Here is a 17,987-nt window from a genome sequence, read left to right as displayed (position 1 = left end):
GTTAACTTAGCGGTATTGCGTTTAAACATCCTGACGACGTCATCTGGCCCCGGTTGACCGAATGCACGCCGCACCGATCGCCGGAAAAGTCGTGCAAAAATCTCCAAATCCAAGCGAAGTCTGCCAAGTTTTTTCGATCTTTTTCCGGTTAATGGTTAAAAAACGTCGTTCTGGTGGGCTTTTTCTAGAGCGATCGGCGTGCCACGACTCGACAAAAAATATTTTTTTCGCTAAAAATTTTAATGCTGGGCGAGCTCCCGTCGCCGCCCGGGCCAAAAAAGTCGGCCAGACAGCTCGCACGCGAGGCTGTTGCGGCAGCAATCGTTTCTGGACCGACGGACCAACACAACAATCGCTCGCAGCCGCGAGCAGGAGAACTGAACTCGATGAATGAAGTCGAACTGGACGTCGTCGACTTGAAAGAACTCATTCTGTCGAACAATTCGTTCGGACCGAATGATGTCGCCGAGATTCGGCAAATGATCGCGGAAAACTACGGCCATTTCGCCGAGCTTCGAGACGCGGTCAATGAAATGGAAGATGATCCGGCTCTGACGCCGGCCGGCAAGACAAAGATGGGGGTCTGCCAGTTCTTACTGGGCCATTTCGCCGAAGCCTTGAAAACGCTTCGCGCCGCCGATGGCAGCGCGACGGCGCTGTTCTACTGCGCCCGCTCGCTGTTCGAGCTGAAGGATTTCGATGCCGCGATCGAGACCTACGAACAAGCCCAACGGGCCGGCTACAACGAAGATCAGTGCAAGATTTTTATCGCCGAATCGCATCGTTACAGCGGTCGCATCGAAAAAGCGATGTTGCTGCTCGACGACATCTTCGGCCCCGCCGAACAGACCGCCGAATACATGTACCAACGCGCCGCAACCGTTGCCGGTGTCGGTGGACGTCGCGACGAAGCGATCACGCTGTACCAACGCGCCGTCCAGACCGACGAAAACCACGCCGGTGCCCTGTTCGGGTTGGCCTGGGAAAATGACCGCATGGGCAACGACGAAGAAGCGCTGCGTTTATACGAACGTGCGGCCAAAGCCTTCCCGACCGGTGTCGGTGCCCTGATCAACCTCGGACTGATCTATGAAGATCGCAACGAGTTCGACAAGGCGCAGATGTGCTACAAGCGAATCTTGGACGCGCACCCCGATGACGAACGCACCCGGCTGTACATGAAGGACGCGTCGGCCAACGGCAACATGCTGTACGACGAAGAAATGCAGCGTCGCAACGATCGCTTGGCCCAAACGCTGAACATGCCGGTCGCCAATTTCGAATTGAGCGTTCGAAGCCGCAACTGTCTGTCCAAGATGGGCATCGAAACGATCGGCGATTTGACCCGCACCAGCGAGTCCGAACTGCTGTCCAGTAAGAACTTTGGCGAAACCAGCCTGATCGAAATCCGAGAGATGTTGGTCAGCAAGGGACTCAAGCTCGGACAATTTGCACACGAGAAAAAAGCTCCCGAGCCGCCGGTCGATACCAGCCACTTGTCGCCCGACGAACAAGCCATGCTGGAGCGACCGATCTCCGATCTGAACCTCTCCGTCCGGGCGCGCAAGTGCATGGCGCGATTGCAACTCAACTCGATCGGCGAATTGCTCCGCAAGACCGGCGACGAGTTGCTCGAGTGCAAGAACTTCGGCGTCACCAGCCTGACCGAAGTCCGCGAGAAACTGACCGACCTGGGGTTGAAACTGCGCGGCGATTGATTCGCATCACCCTCCTCGTTCCCAGGCTCCCGCCTGGGAACGCACTGCCCGGAGGCTCCGCCTCGTGAGCCAGCCGGTTGACTTCACCCCGCATGCAACAGCAAGGCGTCACGCGGCGCCACTCGCCAACGCGTCTGGCTGACCTTTCTCTCATTGATTCGACCTTTCAAATTTGAGATCTCGGATCGGGAATTCTTGACCGAGCCCGCTTGCGCATGACCTTCCGCTTCCAGCTCCACCACACCGACACGGCAACCGGTGCACGTCGCGGGACGTTCACCACGCCCCACGGGCCAGTGGAGACGCCGGGGTTTATGCCGGTCGGGACGCAGGGGACCGTCAAGGGGCTGACGATCGACCATGTCGCGTCCACCGGGGCACACATGATTCTCGGCAATACCTATCATCTGGGGCTGCGGCCCGGGCATGAAACCGTTCGCGCCCTCGGTGGGTTGCACGCCATGTCGGGATGGGATGGCCCGATCCTGACCGATAGCGGCGGGTTCCAAGTCTTCAGCTTGAAAGGCATCAACAAGATTTCCGAGCATAGCGTCATCTTTCGCAGCCACATCGACGGGGCGTTGATCGATCTGACGCCCGAACATTCGATCGAAATTCAAGAATCGCTCGGTAGTGACGTCGCGATGGTGTTGGACCACGTCGTCGCACTGCCGGCCGAGCGAGACGACGTGCAGCAGGCGATGGAACGATCAATTCGTTGGGCCAAACGTTGTCTGGAATACGCCAGCCGCTCCGACCAGGCGAAATTTGCGATCGTCCAAGGCGGTCTGGATGTCGAACTGCGTGTGCAGTGCGCCCGTGAGTTGTCGTCAATGAATTTTGAAGGCTACGCGGTCGGAGGACTCAGCGTCGGCGAGACCCCCGAGGAGATGTATCGCATCACCGCGGCGACCACGCCGGAGTTGCCGGCCGAAAAACCCCGCTACTTGATGGGTGTCGGTCGCCCGATCGACCTGTTGGAAAGCATCGTTCGGGGGATCGACCTGTTCGATTGCGTGATGCCGACACGCAACGGCCGCAACGGGTTCGCCTTCACCGACACCGGACCGATCAAAATTCGAAACGCGAAGCACAAAATCGACACGTCGCCGTTAGACAAATCGTGCGACTGCCTGACATGCACGCGTCACAGTCGCGGCTACTTGCGGCATCTTTTCATTGCCGGTGAAATGTTAGGCCCGACACTATTATCGTTGCACAATTTGACGTATTACCAGAAAGTGATGCGGGGTGCGCGGGACGCGATCCGAGCGGGTACACTCGTGGAATACATCGCGACGAAAAAAAGCCAATGGGGAATCACGTGAGACAGATCATCGCCGTCGTTCGCCCCCATTTGGCCGAACGGGTTTTGGAGACCCTCAAACGAGCCCCCTTGGAAGCGCTCACGGTCAGCGAAGTCAAAGGGTACGGTCGTCAGAAGAGCTACCTGGACGAGTATCAAGAGACGGAATTTTCCGAAGCGTTTTTGCCGAAAGTCGAGATCACGATGTGGGTCGACGACTCGCGTTACGAAGAGACGTTAGAAAAAGTGGTTGCGGCGGCGCGGAGCGGACGGATCGGTGACGGAAAAGTTTTCACGTTGCCCGTCGAAGTCTTTCAGTAAACGCTTTCGCGAGTCTGCCTACTTCGTCACCCTCCTGGCAGGAGAGTCGAGCGAAGCGAGGGGAGGTCGAAACGCAACGCATCCACGCCCGTTCGACTTTCAGGCCAACCGCGAATCATCAAATGCCGCTCCTGATGTGCGACGCGTTCGCGGTGACGTCATTCGGCCTGGTGTTTTCAACATACGAGCGAGCGGCGTGTGGACGATTCATCATCGCCGACGCCTTCTCACGTCGTGTCTGTTCGCGCGACCAACGTTTGCGCCGTGCGGAGTTCCGGCGGTAACGATTTCATCTTCAAGAATTTTTGAGTTTCGAATCGAAACGGCTAGGCGCGAGAGAAGCGATCGACGATAACTTCGGTGCGGGATGGAGCAGCCCGGTAGCTCGCGAGGCTCATAACCTCGAGGTCGTCGGTTCGAATCCGGCTCCCGCAACTTCAATTAGACCCTTCGGTTTACTCCGACCGTCGGGTTATCGAACAAGCCGACGTTGGTCCCATGGACTGACGCCGGCTTTTTTCGTGTTTTACCGCAGTCCTGGTAAGGACTTACGTCAACGCTGGCCGGCGAGAGATCTCTCCGAGTGTCTCTGGAAAAGTACTATCCGGCCGGCGGCGAAACGGTCTCTGGGGCGATCTCGGCCAAAGGTCTCTCTTGTCTCTGTACTATTTGACCTCAAGGTTATGAAGTCTCGGAGTGCTATCGGAAAAAAGTGGTCAACGTTCCCGGCTGCAATCTAGATCTTCGATACGGCTCTTGTTCGGACAGAAACAATTACTCATGTGCCGACGGGCATTCCTGTGACTTCTTAGCGTTGATCTCGACGAATCCTTTCCATTGGTCCGGCACATCGTCTTCGTAGAAAATCGCTTCGGTTGGGCATTCAGGCACGCAGGCTCCGCAGTCGATGCATTCGTCGGGGTCGATGTAGACCATGGATTCGTCTTCGTGAAAGCACTCGACCGGGCAAACCGGTAAGCACGCTTTGTCTTTGCACCCAATGCAGGGCTGTGTAACCACCATCGTCATTTTCGTGTCTCCTAAAGTAGAACGGTGTCACCACCGTTGAAAAAATTTTTCGTCACGGTGGCGAAGCCCCGTGTCATCCAGGAAGTGAGAAAGCGAGTTTGGAACCGGACACCAGCCACGAAAAAGAGTCTGAATTTTCCGAGTCGATCACGGATCGTCCGGATGGTTGGCTGCTGCGCGAGTGGAAATCAGGCGACGAGCGAGCCGCCAAAGTCCTATTCGACCGCTACGCGATACGCTTGGTGGCTCTGGTCGCCAGCCGACTGAATTGTCGCTACCAGTCTTCGATCGATCCGAGTGAAGTCGTTCAGTCGGCAATGGGAAGCTTCTTTGAAGCCGCGAGGCACAGTCGCATTCAAGTCAGTGCCAGTGTTTCGCTGTGGCGACTGCTAGCGACATTCGCCCGCCGCAAGATGGCTCGATCAATTGAGCGTCAGTCGGCCATCAAACGCGGCAGCGGCCAGAATAGACTCCCACTCAATAGTGAGATTGCGATCGTTGAAGGCTCCTACGCCGAAGACGACGCGGACACTTTTCTCGCTACGTTGAAGACAGAACTGACCGACGATCTGTTTGCGATCGTCGAGGGTTTGCTAATGGGCCAGACGCAGCGAGAGCTAGCCGAGTCGCTAGGGATCGACGAACGAACCGTGCGTCGTCGCCTGTCGCGAGTTCGCAAACTACTCGCTCCGAAATCCGCAACCGTCGAAGTGTCCGCACTCGCGGCAGACAGCCCGCCGGTGTTGCCTCGCGTAAACTACAACAAGTTTGTACTTGGCAAGCTGATTGGTAGCGGCGGATTTGGCAAAGTCTATCTCGCCAGGATGCAATCCGACGGCCGAACCGTAGCTGTCAAATTTCTTCGCAAAGCGTTCTGGCAAATCGAAGACGCTCGTCAGTCGTTCCAGCGCGAGATTGATATCGCGTCGCAGATTAGTCATCCCGGTGTCATTCGCTACCTCGGATATGGCGAATCCCCACACGGTGGTCCGTACGTTATCAGCAAGTGGATTGATGGGCAGTCACTTCAAAATGCCTCTGACGCAAAAGAGCAACAATGGATCAAGTGGCTCGTGCAAATATGCGAGGCGATACAAGCAGTGGATCAAGTCGGACTGATCCACGGCGACCTGACGCCGAGCAACTTACTCGTCGATGCTCAAGATCGAATCACAATCACCGACTTTGGATTCTCACAGGCTTCAACTAGATCGGCTTTGCCCGTCCTCGGTGGAACGCTTGGATTCGCAGCACCCGAGCAAATTGACCCGGCTTTCGGTTCCATCAGCTTCAAAACAGACATCTACGCCAGAGGCGGGTTGGTCCACTGGCTGCTGTTCGGGCGACCGCCCAATGCGGGCCAAGATTTCGACGAGTCGCTTTCGCAAACGATCTCGCATCGGGATTTTAGAGCATCAACCTTCGATGCTATTCCTCAGGCATTTCGCAATATCCTCGTTGCCACGCTTCGCAAGTCACCCGCCGACCGATCAATGGGCCTAACCGATATCATTCGAGTGTTGTCGCCGACGACGTTGGAGGCCTAGTGATTGGTCTCGCTATCTTGGACAGCGTCACATTCCGAGCCAATCCGAGATATTTGATGCAAGCGATCATAAGCGACGTTCATGGCAACCTAGAAGCGCTGACGGCGGTGCTGGACGCGATTGAGTCGCTGGGCATTGAACGGATCGTGTGTTTGGGGGACATCGTTGGTTACGGTCCAAACCCAGTCGAGTGCATCCAATTGCTGAAAGACTGTGAATGCATCGTCACCGGTGACTGGGATGCTGCCGCGATATCGACGGACGATCCGTGTTGGTCACCGCTCCTTCTCGAACAATTGCGTTGGGTTCGCGATGAGATCGCAGGCGATCAATCTGCACAGCAGATCATCAAATCAGGTTGCCTTGCAAAAATCATCGGGAACATCGCCCTTTTCCACGCCATGCCGCGTGATTTCAGCGACTGGATTTTCCCAGAAGATGTATTTGCTCCGAAGAAGCTTGATCGCATCATCAAACAATCGGCGTCGCTTGCCTTCTGCGGTCATAGCCATTTAGCTGGCGTGCATGTCAAAACATCCGAGTGGAAGTACGAGAGCTATGTCGAGGTTGGTGACGACTGGTTCACGCCAGAAGGTCCATGCATTTGTAGCGTTGGTTCGGTTGGTCAGCCTCGGGACAGCGATCCAAGGGCGTCGTTCGTTGTTCTTCGCGACCATCAATTTCGATTTGTTCGAGTCGACTACGACCACCAACTCACCGCAGATAAGATTCGAGCAAATCCTTTAATCCGTGACATTCACGCAGACCGGCTTTCGCAAGGCCGATGAGACTCTCGTCGCGAGAATTTGGTTAACCCTACCGAGTTCTCTCCTACATAACCCTGAGGGCGATCGCCGTTTCGTTCGGTTCGCTAGAGATTGGTTTTAGGAGAAAGGGTTATATGGCGTTGGACTATATCCAGCCTGTGGTGCAGGTGCGGAAAGTGGCGAAATTGCTGGAGTTGGTAGTAGTCGAAACAATCCATGCTACTTGCCCGTTGCGAGAGCCTCGAGTGATTTGAATGGCAAGTACAAACGCATGCGGTAGCCCGGCAGCTGCTCAAAATCGAACTGCCCGTAAAAACGTTTGGCTTGCTCGTCCACGCAATCAAGAATCACGGCAATGAAGGCAAACGTTTGGCTCGCTTGGTAGCAGTCGACGAGTGCTGTGGCGAGCAACCGCCCGCCAATGCCACGGCCCTGATACGATCGATCAACTCCCAACCAAGCTAAAACACTCACCGGCAATTGGCGACGGGGAAGCTTTTTTGCGAGCTCTGCTGGTAAGTCGGAGAAGTCGATCTGCGAGAAAGCGAGGCTGTAGTAACCCGCGATGTTGCCAGTCTCATCCAGCAGCACTTTTGAGGTCGTCAGATGCTTCTTTTGGCTCTGCAATGCTGACTTCTTCAGCCAATCGTCAACTTCACCATTGCCTGACTGAAACTTTGCTCGCGGATGCGACTTTTCGAGAACCTCGATGGACCATCCTTCAGGAAAACGCGGTCCGCTCACGCCTCCCCTCGCATGACTTTGCCTAATTGCTTCTGCGCTTTGGTCAGCTTGGGCGGTTTCGACAGTGCTTGCCAAAACTCGAGTTGCTCTTCGGGAGTCATCGAGATCACGTTCGTACCCGCTGCGGCCAACTCACGTCGAGCTTGGCCGACGACGATCGAGCGAACGTAATCGCTTACGCTGATCTTGCGGAGTTCTGCCGCAGAAGCCAGTAGAGCCTTGGATTCGTCATCAAGACGCACCATTAGCGAGTTGTTCTTTTGCATGGTTCTTCTCGTGGCTTAGAGATTTGGTTAACTTCAATTGTACTGCGATCCGCAATACAAGACAACACTTGTTCGGCTGCGAACTTTTGACCCTGGTGGCTTGTCTTTGGCCTGAGTCGATCTGGATAACGCCGGACCGCGAGGACGCCGCTACCACAAGAATTCGTTGTCACGCCAAGTCGACAAACGAGAGAAACCATCGTGAAAGTCTACCTCGATGACGAACGGGCAACGCCGGAGGGCTGGCATCGTGTGTACTGGCCCGAGGACGCGATCGAGCTACTTCGAACGGGGATGGTCGAGGTCATCAGCCTCGATCACGATCTGGGCGACGACGATCGTGGGACGGGCGACGACGTGGTGAAGTGGATCGAGGAACAGGTCGTCACGGCCGGCTTTGTTCCGCCGGAGATGCGCGTTCATTCGGCAAATATTTCGGCTCGAACGAAGATGGAACTGGGGATCCGTTCGATCGAGCGACTTGCCAAACGATAGGCCGGACGAGTTCTGCGAACCTTTGTCATAGTATCGGGTTCGTAATGGCAGCAATCTCTTTTGGCCAAGTGCAGGATTTCCATGATGGATGACGAAACGAACGACGAGCGAACCGCGGAACTCAAGTATCAGTTGAAGGACTTTTCAACGAAGTCGATTACCGATGTTAGCCCAGAGAAGGAAACTCACCCGAGGAAACCAACCATTTCAGCAAGTCAGTCGCTGTTGAAAGCGCTACTCTGAAGATTCCTCATTCGCCGTTTTTGTTTGGAAGGGCTGATGCCAGTCACTCCATAGAGACCATTGGCCATTGCTACTTCGTTGCCGCACTCGAATGAGATAGGAGGTGTCGTTAGCGAGTGACGATGATTGTGATAAACGGCCAAGGAATTCACCATTTTCCAAGTTGATGGTGACTTGGTTTGAATCAGCCTGCATCAAGGATCTCCAGACCGGATCCCCAACCGCGGCCCCCATTGAATCTTTCTCCGCAATCTCGGCCTGCCATGAATGCTGGTACCCGGGGCCGATGTAACTTGTTTTCAAAATCGTGGGATTGGTGGAGCAGACCACCGGACCGATGGGCTTGGTAGAAATTACCAAATTGTCAATCCACCGGGCCTGATCGTCTGCTCGCGCCGAGAAGCAGGTCAAACAAGCGAATACAATCGCTACATGAGTCTTTGTCATGGTTAACTCAACATTTTGCTTTCTAAGTGAACAGCCCGGGAATCGTCGATCCATCCCGGATCAGCGTGATCGGCCGTCCGACGTTTGCGCTATATTCTGTTTTGGGGTCGATTCCGATGTTTCGAAAGAACGAGGCGGCTAGGTCGTCCGGTGTAAAACCGTTGCCTTTGGGACCGGCAGCCTTGTCGTCGGTTTCACCAATGAATTGTCCTGTGCGAACATCGCCGCCGGCCATCAGAGAGCACATGGCCCTCGACCAGTGATCGCGTCCCGCATTGTTATTCACTTTGGGCGTTCTGCCGAATTCGCCGGTCACCAAGATCGCTGTCGAATCGAGCCTGCCTTGTTCACCGAAGCGATCAAGCATCGCCGACAGCGACTGGTCCAGGTCGGGTAGTAGCTGGCGTCCTAACTGATTGAAGTTATCTTGATGTGTATCCCAACCTTCCAGGAGAACAGTAACAAAACGAACTCCGGCTTCAATCAAGCGGGTCGTCAGCAACAGACTTTGTCCAAAATCGTGACGGCCAAATCGCTCCACTTCGCGATCGTTCTCGAGCGTTAAATCAAAAGCGGAACGGGCTTTGGATGAGCTGATTATTTGAAAAGCCTGCTGTGAAAAACGATCGAGACTACGGACCGAATCATCCAGGTTCTCAAACTCTGCAAACGCCGTATCAATATCGTCAACCAGCTTTCGCCGCTTGCGATATCGATCCAGCGTCATCGTTCCATCGAGTGTGATTCCTCGAACGCGAAAGGGCTGACCGAAACGAGGTTTTTCGCCCGTGGAGAGCGGACCATACTCGGCACCCAAGTAACCCGGACCTTCAACAGGGCGTTCGATGGAAACAAAGGAAGGCAGATCGGCAGCGGCGGGAAATTCTTTGCTGACGACCGAACCGTACATCGGGTAATCAACCACCGGCGTCGGCAAGTTGCCGGTCATCAGATAGCGTGTTCCCAAACCGTGGTCGGCTAGGCTGTGCGAAATTCCACGAATGATTGCGTAGCGATCGGCGCGACGAGCGAGTTTGGGGAGATGTTCACAAATCTCGACTCCGGGCACCGAGGTTCGAATCGGCTGGAATTGCCCGCGATACTCAACCGGAGCGTTGGGCTTCATATCGAACGTGTCTTGATGCGAAGGTCCGCCGCCTAAGAACACCAGAACCGCCGAACGGCCTGGATCGACCTGATCTTGAGCGTTGGCGAAGCGAAGGTAATCGCTAAGCGTCAAGCTCGTTCCGATCGAGCCCACCTGCAGAAACTGGCGGCGTGTAGCAAACATCGTAAACTCCTTGTGTGATTGGTTTCTTGAACGCTACTTGATCAGCAGGAACTCTTTGGTATTCAATAGCGCCCACAACAAATCTTGCATTCCGCTGCTCGTCGATTCCGCGCTGTTGAGATGCGCAAGACTTCGCTGAATCTCAGCCTGGGTCGGCATGCGGCAAAGTGATCGCAACCAAGCTTCTTCAATCAGCTCGATCAGTGGCGGCATCGAATCGGTAGATTCGGCGGCTGCGATTTCCGCCAACCATCCGCTGTTTTCCAGTCGTTGCTCAATGATCGGGTCGTTTTGAAGGAATACCGATTGAAGTAAGGTGGGATGATCGTTCCTTTCGCAGTCGCAGTTCACTGCTCGCTCCGGCTTTCCGAAAATCTGCATCGCGTAGGTTCCCGCTAATCGCATCGACAGATGGCCAGAAGCCCGCCGTGTGAGATCGGTTCGCACTTCATCTGTCTGGTCACTGCCAGCGACCACTTGCTTCACACTGTCGTAAACCACTTCCGCTGGCATTCTTCTCGGAACGGCTCGGCTAAAGTTTTTATTGTCGCTGTGAGTATTGTCTGTTGGCTTGCAGCTTCGTTGATACGCTTGGCTGGAAACAATTTCCCGGTGCAACCATTTCATTTCGTATCCGTTTTCGACAAAACTTGCTGCCAGCCAGTCGAGTAACAGAGGATGCGAGGGTGGGTTGGCGGGGTTCAGGTCATCGGGCGGGTCTACGATTCCTTTGTGGAAATACGACGCCCACACGCGATTGACGAACGCCTTTGCGAACCATGGATTCTCGGGTTGGCTCATCCATGCCATGATCGGCTGCCGAGGATCCGCCTGGCCTTCTAGCGTGACGCTGCCACTCCGCAAGAGATTGACTTGCTCGACTCGGTCACGCGGTTTGATATAGAGTTCCCGCCATGGATAAACCGTGCCACTGGCAAGCCTTCTCAACGCATCATTGCCAATTGGTGCTCCGTCATCACCACGCATATTCACTCCGACGCGCTTCGCCATTTCGCGGTAGATCTCAAGATCGCTCGAAGGGACACCGAATTTCACCGTTTCAAAGAACCGACTGAAGTCCCGATAATCCTCTTGCGTCCACTGGGCGAACGGGTGCTTGTGGCATTGGGCACACTGCAGACGAACACCCAGAAAGTTGTGAGCAAATGCTTCGGCGGCCCGTTCGGGTTCCTGCATGCTTCGACGGGTCCAGTAGTGAGGCATCGTCTCCCGGTCGGCAAAGTCTGACTTTGAATCATTCTCGAAATAAGCCGACGTTTCCTTGGCGTAGTCTTCGTAAGATTGGTGAGGATGCCGACCTTGGGCCAAAACGATCCTTATTACCAATTCGTCATAAGGGACATTTTCTTCCAGGCGAGCAAAAATCCACATGTACCACTGAACGGAAAGTTCTTGCCCCAGTTCGGCTTGCTGTTGCGGGTTACAACCGGTGTAATCGCAGAGCTTGTTCGTCCACCAAGCTGCGTACGCAGGCCGGGTTAAGAGTTCATCGATTTTGCGAGCCCTTTTGTCTTGTCGCGGATCGCTAAGAAACTCACGAACTTCCTGAGGTGGAGGGAGCGTTCCGGTCAGATCGATGCTGACGCGACGGAGGAATTCAGTGTCACTGCATTGTGCCGAAGGTGTGATGCGCAGCTTGTTCAGCTTGGTCGCGATAAACCGATCGATGGGTGACATCGGCGAATCGATTTTGATCGGCTGGTGTTCCGTGGACGACAGAGGACGAATCACCGGTACCGAAGCGATTCCGTTATCATAAAACGCGATAATGTGCGTATCGCCCGATCCGGTGGAGCTCACGATTCCATCCCGCGAGACGGTCGCAACCGAATCGTCGTTGGTGCGAAAGCGGCAGAGCGGCGTAACATCTTCTTGATCGCCGTTTTTCCAAGTCGCGATCACTTGCAAACCGGCGGTGTCATTCTCGTGCTGGAACAGAATTTCGCTCGGGATCAACTCAATCCGCTCGAGTTCCTGAGACGCGGCAGGCTTCGGTGCGCCCGCTTGGATCCAGCGGCGAAGTAACTCGTGCTCCCATGAGTCAGCGGTGAATCGTTCGCCACCCTCATGATCAACCGCGAGCGTCGGTTTCTTCAGGATCAGACTATTCGCTGGAGCCCCGCGATCGATCCGCCGACCGTCTGTAGAGGCAGCTTCTCCGACCAGTCCCTCGTGGTCCATGGCGAAGTCGTAGCCGAACAATGAGAGACGAAAGTCACCACGCCCCTGAAAGGATCCATGGCAGTTACGACTATTGCATCCCAATCGCCCCAAAAGCGGAACAACATGACGCTGGAAGTCTGGAACTTCTGTTGTCGTCTTTGTTTGATATCGCTGGTTGGCGGGCGGCCGAGTCTCGTCACCCCAGGAAAATGTCCCGCAGATGTTGAATGTGCAGAGTGCGAAAACGAAGCTTGCGAAGAGCTGAAAACGCCAATAGAAGACTCGCGATTTGGCGACGGATCGAAGCATATACATTCTCCCTTAAGCGTTCTCAGCGCGAACGAATCAAATCCCAGGCGAATTCACTTGTCGAGCTTGCGGACACCTTCAATGACGCTCAACTGGTCACCGAGTCGTTGAGGATGCTCGACGCCTAGCTCGATGTGGTCGCCAACCGTGATCCCGTGGTAGGCGTCTTTCTTGTTCCAGAAGCCGCTGAGCATCACTTGCTTTCCAATAATGCTTTTGGCGATTCGCGAGCGATCCTTCTCGAAGGCTTTGACAACGTCGGTCACTTCAGCGGTCAGTTCCCACAACTGCTCGTCTTTCTTGACGACCTTCGCTTGCAAGATTCCGCTAAAGCCACGGAAATCGTCGGGCAGTTCTGGGTAGTCGCCCGCTTCGACGGGAGCAACCTTGCGAAGCACCTCGCCAACTCGCAAATTCTCTCCACCGTCGTGCAACGCCCCGAATTGGATCGTCTCACCGATTCGCGTGACGACCAGAGCGTCCAGGAGGCCGGGGGGAACACCTTCGGCGTTTACGTTGTTTCCGAGTAACGATTTCGGTGAACGTGACTGATTGTTTTGCCAGACACGTGGGACGGCATCCACCGTGACCGTAAACGTTCCCCGCTCAACATCCTTCTTCACCAATCGCCCCACGATCATCCCGCGAAAACCTTGTATAGGATTATCCGATCGACCGACGACGGGGCTCTCTTGACGCATGTTCTCCATCTGCGCTCGATCACTCTGGCGCACAAATTCCGCGACCGTCAGATGATCACTTTGGCGTCCGATATGCTGCATGCCGATTTCGATCTGATCACCGACGTTCAGCTTGTGGTAAGCCTCTTTGCGGTTCCAGAAACCAGCCAGCATCATTTCTTTGCCGACGATGCTTTCGGGTTGCTTGGCTTCGTTCCCCTTCCAAACGTCTGCGATTTTCTTGACTGCGATGATCAGTTCAAAAGTTTCCGGATCTTTCTTTTTCACTTCGGCGACGACCGCTCCTCGGAAGCCACGAAACGCTTCCGGCAAGACGGGATAGTCCTCCGCCTTATAGGGAGCGACTTTCCTGAGCAGTTCTCCTGGAAAGACCAATGCATCCCCATCGTGCTTGCACTCGAACTCAACCGTCTCGCCTGGACGTGTGGTTACGAGTACGTCTAGAAACTTCCCAAAGACTCCTTTGATCTCGACCGACTTACCCACAATGGATTTCGGGTTCTCTGCTTGGCTATTTTTCCAAACGCGCGGGATGGCATCCACAACGACGACAAAGGCCCCCTTCTCGACATCCTTAGCAGCAAGACGACCGACTAACATGCCATTAAATCGTTTGATTCCTGCTGGCAATTCGTCGGGCGTTGACTTGAGTTCTGCCAACTGTTGGACGGGGTTTTGGCTCTGTGGCTCGTCCGCGACAAGCGGTGCGGACAAACCGATCAGAACTGCCAAAGCGGAAAGCTGTGATTTCATCGTGTTTCCTTGACTTGAAAGAGTTTGATATCGTGGGGTGTTAAGTTTTCGCTCGGCAACAGCCTGTGGAACGAGCGCTGTGACTGCTAAGGCGAGTAGGGTTAAACACGTTAGCAATTTGAACCGGGTGGCCGGCGCAACTTCTGTGCTGAAAGTGTTTTGGCTGAGAAGCCTTTCAACGCGCTGCCCGAGCGTTGAACGAAATGCCGCGACTCCGGCAACGAGTCCCGATTGCTTCAAGCGATGCATTTGCTGATCAATGATTTGATCTCCCATCCGGATCAAACAATGGATCAGTCCCTGTTGGTCACCAAGAACTCGCGAAGCCGAATCATCCGCAGCGAAGTCCATGGCGATTCGCAGTTGCCGACTGGCAAAACGATTTAGTAGCTGAAATGGGAACAGACACTGAACCAATCGCGCGAAAAGATTCCATTTCGCATCGCGATTTGCAATGTGAGCAAATTCGTGGGCGAGTAGGGCGTCCCATTCCGAGTTCAATCGGCTGCCATTTGCGTCGCCCACCTTCTGTGCTTGCACCAAAATGAAGGGACGCCTTATCCCAGCAGTCAAGGCTCCGTCGACATTCGCTGTTTCCAATAAGTCAACCGGTTGCCGAATTCGCATCTTTTGTGCGATTCGCATAAGCCCACGCTGAACCTCGGCCGACTCAATGGGGACGGAATTCATTCGGAGAGTGCGCAGTCGCTTGATCTGGATAGCGAGCCGCACTAGGCAAACCACGACGGTTACCGACCAAAGACCGGTAATCGCTAGAGACAGCGTTTGCCAGTTGAACCGAGGGAGCATGGGGGCGACGCTTCGGTCGTCCATGACGGGGCTCAGTCGCTTCGCATGGTGATTGAATTCGCTTGCAGGGACCGAGTGCGGCAATGTCGAATCGGTTGCTGAGATGGCAGTGGTTTTAATGGGCGCGAGTCTCTTTTCGATATCCAAGCTCGACATTGTCGAATCGCCCAGTGTTGAATCGCCCACTGCGTACTGGTACCCCAGATGCAGCGATGGAGCTAACGTCACAACAGTTGTTGTCAAAAGCGGCAGCAGGATCGCCAATTTCCAGCTTAAGACTTGTGAGGCCGGCACTCGCAATCCTCGTATCCTGCGAACCGACCAGGCAATGCCGCCGATGATCAATGTCGAGTGAATCAGGTAGGTGAGCAGAAAGCTGAAGACCACCATCACGAACCAAATCGGAATGCTCATGATTTCCTCTTTGTTCGTTTGGCATGTTCGTTGACGAGCTGCTTGATTCGTTCCAGTTCGTCCGCGTCGACTTGATCGCTGGCCAAGAGTTGGTTGACCAATTCCGCAGGGCTTCCTCCAAAGACTCGATCAACTAGGTCGCCGACCACCGACTGGTTTGCGCCGACTTCCGAAACGACGGCTCGATAATAGTACTGTCGATCCTCGACGCGATGGGTAATCAGCCCCTTGCGTTCCATTCGCGATAACACGGTAGCGACCGTCGAGTAGGCAAGTGGGGGATCTGTCTCCAATGCCTGTTGCACCTCGGCCACGGTCGCTTCCCGCCGCCGCCAGAGCAGCCGCATGACCGCCAGTTGTCGTCCCGCAAGCTTCACAATGATGCCTCGCTTAGATTGTACGTGATTCTACAAGCTGTAATACTACAGCTTGTAGAATTGCCGGTCAAGTGTCCGTCAATGCAGAAAAGCAAACAATCCCCGTGCTCACGCGGCTCGATTGAAAAGGGGAGCGAGTCTGCTGACATGCTGTGAGTGGAATTGCCGCTACAATCAAGAGAAACAATGTTCACGCACACCGACTTCAACGCGCGTTCGTCAATCCGCAACAGCGTGGACGAACCAATTCACCCAGTGAATCCGATGAACGAACCGATTCGAATGCTCCGAAGGGATTTCGTCAAATACGCAACAAGTGTTGCTTCAGGGCTGGGAATCTCCGGCGTCCTGTTTCAATCGTCTGGTGCTGATGAAGGGCTGACCGAAACGGCGTCTTCACTGAACATTACCTACCTTGAAAAAGGGCTCAACGCGTTGGCACGTGCCCATCACATGAGTTCCATGGCTGGGCATCTTGGAGCGTCTCTGATCGCCGGTTATTACGTTGGCTTACACCCCATAGCCCAGCATACTGGACCTCAGGCGACGTCCCCTACGATCGCGCACTTCTGACGCATCGCGTAAAAACCATGTTCGGCTTTGGCGAACTGGTTAGAACGGTTGATGAAGACGCGAAGGAGAAGGCTGCTTACGCCAAGCTGCGATATATGCTGTAGTGATCGCATCGCACTTCTATATCGCATTCGCGGCATGGTGTGACTCACTGAAGATAAACGTGAAGGTATTCGATACCGTGAGGGGTTTTCGCCGTCGACTATTTGGAGGAATTCCATTCACAAGCCAGACGACCGCCGTTCATTCCGTCGGGTACGCACGATCGGCGTTGGTGGGCCGAGTATCTCTACTTCATAACCCGAAGACAGCGCATATTCCGACGTCCGACGCCCCGGAGCGGGCTGGCTTAGTTGATCCCAGAGCACCCTCTCGAAACTGCCCTTGCCATAACATGTTTCCTGGCAATCACTTACAGCAATGCCGCAAAAATCGACCGTATCTCCAGAGCGGTTGGATCCAAGTCCGGGTTGCTCAACTCTAGATTTCTCAACGAACTTCGGTTGACTGTCGGGTAAACGAATTGGCCGGCGATTGTGTAATACACGATCGCCGGTTTTTTTTGGTTTCTACGGCGTTTTTTGCCGTGTCAAATGCTGCTTGGCGGTGTCTCGCCCGGTTCTCTGCCTCTCCGTTTAGAGAGTCTCGACACGAGACGGGAGACACAGGCGTTGTGCGAAGAACAACGGAAACAAATCGCGGAGCTAATCGTCGAAGCGTTCCGGCGAAATGCAGAGAAGGTTGCCAACCAGAAATCGGCAGCGGACGCAGAGAAGAACGACAAGTCGGACGCTGCCAATGAGTCCTGAAACAAAATTGAAAGTGGCGAAGCTGTCCGATTTGACGATCGGGCAACTCGCGGCGAAGTACGAAAAGCTGTTTGGCGAAAAATGTCGCTCTCGAAATCGGAGGTACGTTCATCGCCGCATCGCGTGGAAACTGCAAGCCGACGACGAAGGCGGATTGAGCGAACAGGCAATCTTGCGAGCCACCGTCGTGGCGGGCGAATCGTTGATTCGATTGACGCCGCTGAAGTCACGCAAATCCAAGAAAAAAGAAGAGTCGAAAGTTCCCGAGATATTTGACTTCTACTTGAAGCTGCGTTCGTTGTTGCCGGTAGTTGAGAAACTCGAAGAACTCGGATGGGCGAACAAAACCTGGCTGACTCGCAAGGGACGCCATAAAGGCGGTCGGCCGTTCGACAAGTGTTCGGTGCATTCGCTTCTGACCAACGTCTTGTACGTCGGCAGAATTCGTCACAAGGAAAACGTCTACGACGACGTTCACGAACCGATCATCCAGCCCGATGTTTTTGACGCTGTCCAAAAAATGCTCAAAGAACACGGTCAGGGCAGCGGCAAGCGTTTGATTAATCGACAAAACGCGTTGCTGAAAGGAATGCTGTATTGCCCAACGTGTGGATACGCGATGGCCCACAGCCCGACGAAAAAGAAGAGCAAGTTGTACCGACACTACGTTTGTCAAACGGCCATCAAGCGTGGCCACGCTCAATGCAGGACTGAATCCATACCGGCCCGGCCCCGGCAACGAACTGAAAAAGATGATCGCTTGATTTGCCAAGCCGAGCGAAACGTGCAACTGCGAAACCCGCGTCGACACGATGAACGACTGGGGTGCCGATGGATGTCGGCGCAGGCCTTGCGAATCGCTGCGCAAGCTTTGCAGTAGTGC

Annotated in this window: 17 protein-coding genes and 1 tRNA gene; 10 read left to right on the top strand and 8 right to left on the bottom strand. The window is 54.5% G+C overall.

Annotated elements, in window-relative coordinates:
- Positions 1-61: 61 nt before the first annotated feature.
- The 5 genes from NZK35_RS00770 (at position 62) to NZK35_RS00750 (ending at position 3,780) form a co-directional block, all read left to right on the top strand.
- Positions 62-394, top strand: a complete 333-nt coding sequence (locus NZK35_RS00770; RefSeq protein ID WP_259630688.1) for a hypothetical protein — start codon at positions 62-64, stop codon at positions 392-394.
- Positions 387-1,718, top strand: coding sequence for a tetratricopeptide repeat protein (locus NZK35_RS00765; RefSeq protein ID WP_259630687.1), 1,332 nt, complete (start codon positions 387-389; stop codon positions 1,716-1,718). Before NZK35_RS00770 ends, NZK35_RS00765 begins: the two co-directional genes overlap by 8 nt.
- Before the next feature lie 215 nt (positions 1,719-1,933).
- A complete protein-coding gene (gene tgt / locus NZK35_RS00760; protein WP_259630686.1) occupies positions 1,934-3,046 on the top strand; it encodes a tRNA guanosine(34) transglycosylase Tgt in 1,113 nt (370 codons plus the stop codon).
- Positions 3,043-3,345, top strand: coding sequence for a P-II family nitrogen regulator (locus tag NZK35_RS00755; protein ID WP_259630685.1), 303 nt, complete (start codon positions 3,043-3,045; stop codon positions 3,343-3,345). Before tgt ends, NZK35_RS00755 begins: the two co-directional genes overlap by 4 nt.
- Before the next feature lie 361 nt (positions 3,346-3,706).
- Positions 3,707-3,780: transfer RNA gene (locus NZK35_RS00750), tRNA-Met, on the top strand.
- Positions 3,781-4,119: 339 nt separating this feature from the next.
- On the opposite strand, the gene NZK35_RS00745 is transcribed toward NZK35_RS00750, so the two are convergent.
- Positions 4,120-4,374: an indolepyruvate ferredoxin oxidoreductase subunit alpha gene (locus tag NZK35_RS00745; RefSeq protein ID WP_259630684.1), complete on the bottom strand. Its 255-nt coding sequence runs from the start codon at positions 4,372-4,374 to the stop codon at positions 4,120-4,122.
- 98 nt (positions 4,375-4,472) lie between these two features.
- Between NZK35_RS00745 and NZK35_RS00740 the strand changes: the two genes are divergently transcribed.
- On the top strand, positions 4,473-5,921 hold the full coding sequence (locus NZK35_RS00740) for a protein kinase domain-containing protein (RefSeq protein ID WP_259630683.1): 1,449 nt from the start codon (positions 4,473-4,475) through the stop codon (positions 5,919-5,921).
- A 56-nt stretch (positions 5,922-5,977) separates the two neighbouring features.
- Positions 5,978-6,709, top strand: coding sequence for a metallophosphoesterase family protein (locus tag NZK35_RS00735; protein WP_259630682.1), 732 nt, complete (start codon positions 5,978-5,980; stop codon positions 6,707-6,709).
- 198 nt (positions 6,710-6,907) lie between these two features.
- Here NZK35_RS00735 and NZK35_RS00730 read toward each other — a convergent pair whose 3' ends face one another.
- Together NZK35_RS00730 and NZK35_RS00725 are read right to left on the bottom strand one after the other, a co-directional pair.
- A complete protein-coding gene (locus tag NZK35_RS00730) occupies positions 6,908-7,432 on the bottom strand; it encodes a GNAT family N-acetyltransferase (protein ID WP_259630681.1) in 525 nt (174 codons plus the stop codon).
- Positions 7,429-7,698 carry a type II toxin-antitoxin system TacA family antitoxin gene (locus NZK35_RS00725; RefSeq protein ID WP_259630680.1) on the bottom strand — a complete coding sequence of 90 codons (270 nt, stop codon included), beginning with the start codon at positions 7,696-7,698 and terminating at the stop codon, positions 7,429-7,431. Before NZK35_RS00725 ends, NZK35_RS00730 begins: the two co-directional genes overlap by 4 nt.
- A gap of 201 nt (positions 7,699-7,899) precedes the next feature.
- Between NZK35_RS00725 and NZK35_RS00720 the strand changes: the two genes are divergently transcribed.
- Complete coding sequence (locus NZK35_RS00720) at positions 7,900-8,193, top strand: cyclic-phosphate processing receiver domain-containing protein (protein ID WP_259630679.1); 294 nt, start codon at positions 7,900-7,902, stop codon at positions 8,191-8,193.
- 234 nt (positions 8,194-8,427) lie between these two features.
- Here the strand turns inward: NZK35_RS00720 and NZK35_RS00715 are convergent, their stop codons facing one another.
- The 5 genes from NZK35_RS00715 to NZK35_RS00695 form a co-directional block, all read right to left on the bottom strand.
- On the bottom strand, positions 8,428-8,883 hold the full coding sequence (locus tag NZK35_RS00715; RefSeq protein ID WP_259630678.1) for a hypothetical protein: 456 nt from the start codon (positions 8,881-8,883) through the stop codon (positions 8,428-8,430).
- Between the two features lie 22 nt (positions 8,884-8,905).
- Entirely contained in the window at positions 8,906-10,174 is a 1,269-nt protein-coding gene (locus tag NZK35_RS00710; protein ID WP_259630677.1) for a DUF1501 domain-containing protein, read from the bottom strand.
- A 33-nt stretch (positions 10,175-10,207) separates the two neighbouring features.
- A complete protein-coding gene (locus tag NZK35_RS00705; RefSeq protein ID WP_259630676.1) occupies positions 10,208-12,667 on the bottom strand; it encodes a DUF1549 and DUF1553 domain-containing protein in 2,460 nt (819 codons plus the stop codon).
- Positions 12,668-12,720: 53 nt separating this feature from the next.
- Positions 12,721-15,276 (bottom strand): M56 family metallopeptidase, encoded by a 2,556-nt coding sequence (locus NZK35_RS00700; protein ID WP_259630675.1) that lies wholly within the window; start codon positions 15,274-15,276, stop codon positions 12,721-12,723.
- Between the two features lie 65 nt (positions 15,277-15,341).
- Positions 15,342-15,722: a BlaI/MecI/CopY family transcriptional regulator gene (locus tag NZK35_RS00695; RefSeq protein ID WP_259630674.1), complete on the bottom strand. Its 381-nt coding sequence runs from the start codon at positions 15,720-15,722 to the stop codon at positions 15,342-15,344.
- Between the two features lie 186 nt (positions 15,723-15,908).
- Here NZK35_RS00695 and NZK35_RS00690 point away from each other — a divergent pair, with 186 nt between their 5' ends.
- Both NZK35_RS00690 and NZK35_RS00685 read left to right on the top strand, forming a co-directional pair.
- Positions 15,909-16,295 carry a hypothetical protein gene (locus tag NZK35_RS00690; protein WP_259630673.1) on the top strand — a complete coding sequence of 129 codons (387 nt, stop codon included), beginning with the start codon at positions 15,909-15,911 and terminating at the stop codon, positions 16,293-16,295.
- 798 nt (positions 16,296-17,093) lie between these two features.
- Entirely contained in the window at positions 17,094-17,984 is an 891-nt protein-coding gene (locus NZK35_RS00685; protein ID WP_259630672.1) for a DUF2924 domain-containing protein, read from the top strand.
- Positions 17,985-17,987: the final 3 nt, after the last annotated feature.

The sequence above is a fragment of the Stieleria sedimenti genome, assembly GCF_025060895.1.
GTDB classification, from domain to species: domain Bacteria; phylum Planctomycetota; class Planctomycetia; order Pirellulales; family Pirellulaceae; genus Stieleria; species Stieleria sedimenti.
Note: the sequence above shows the minus strand (reverse complement) of the source record. Positions and strands in the feature narration are given on the sequence as shown.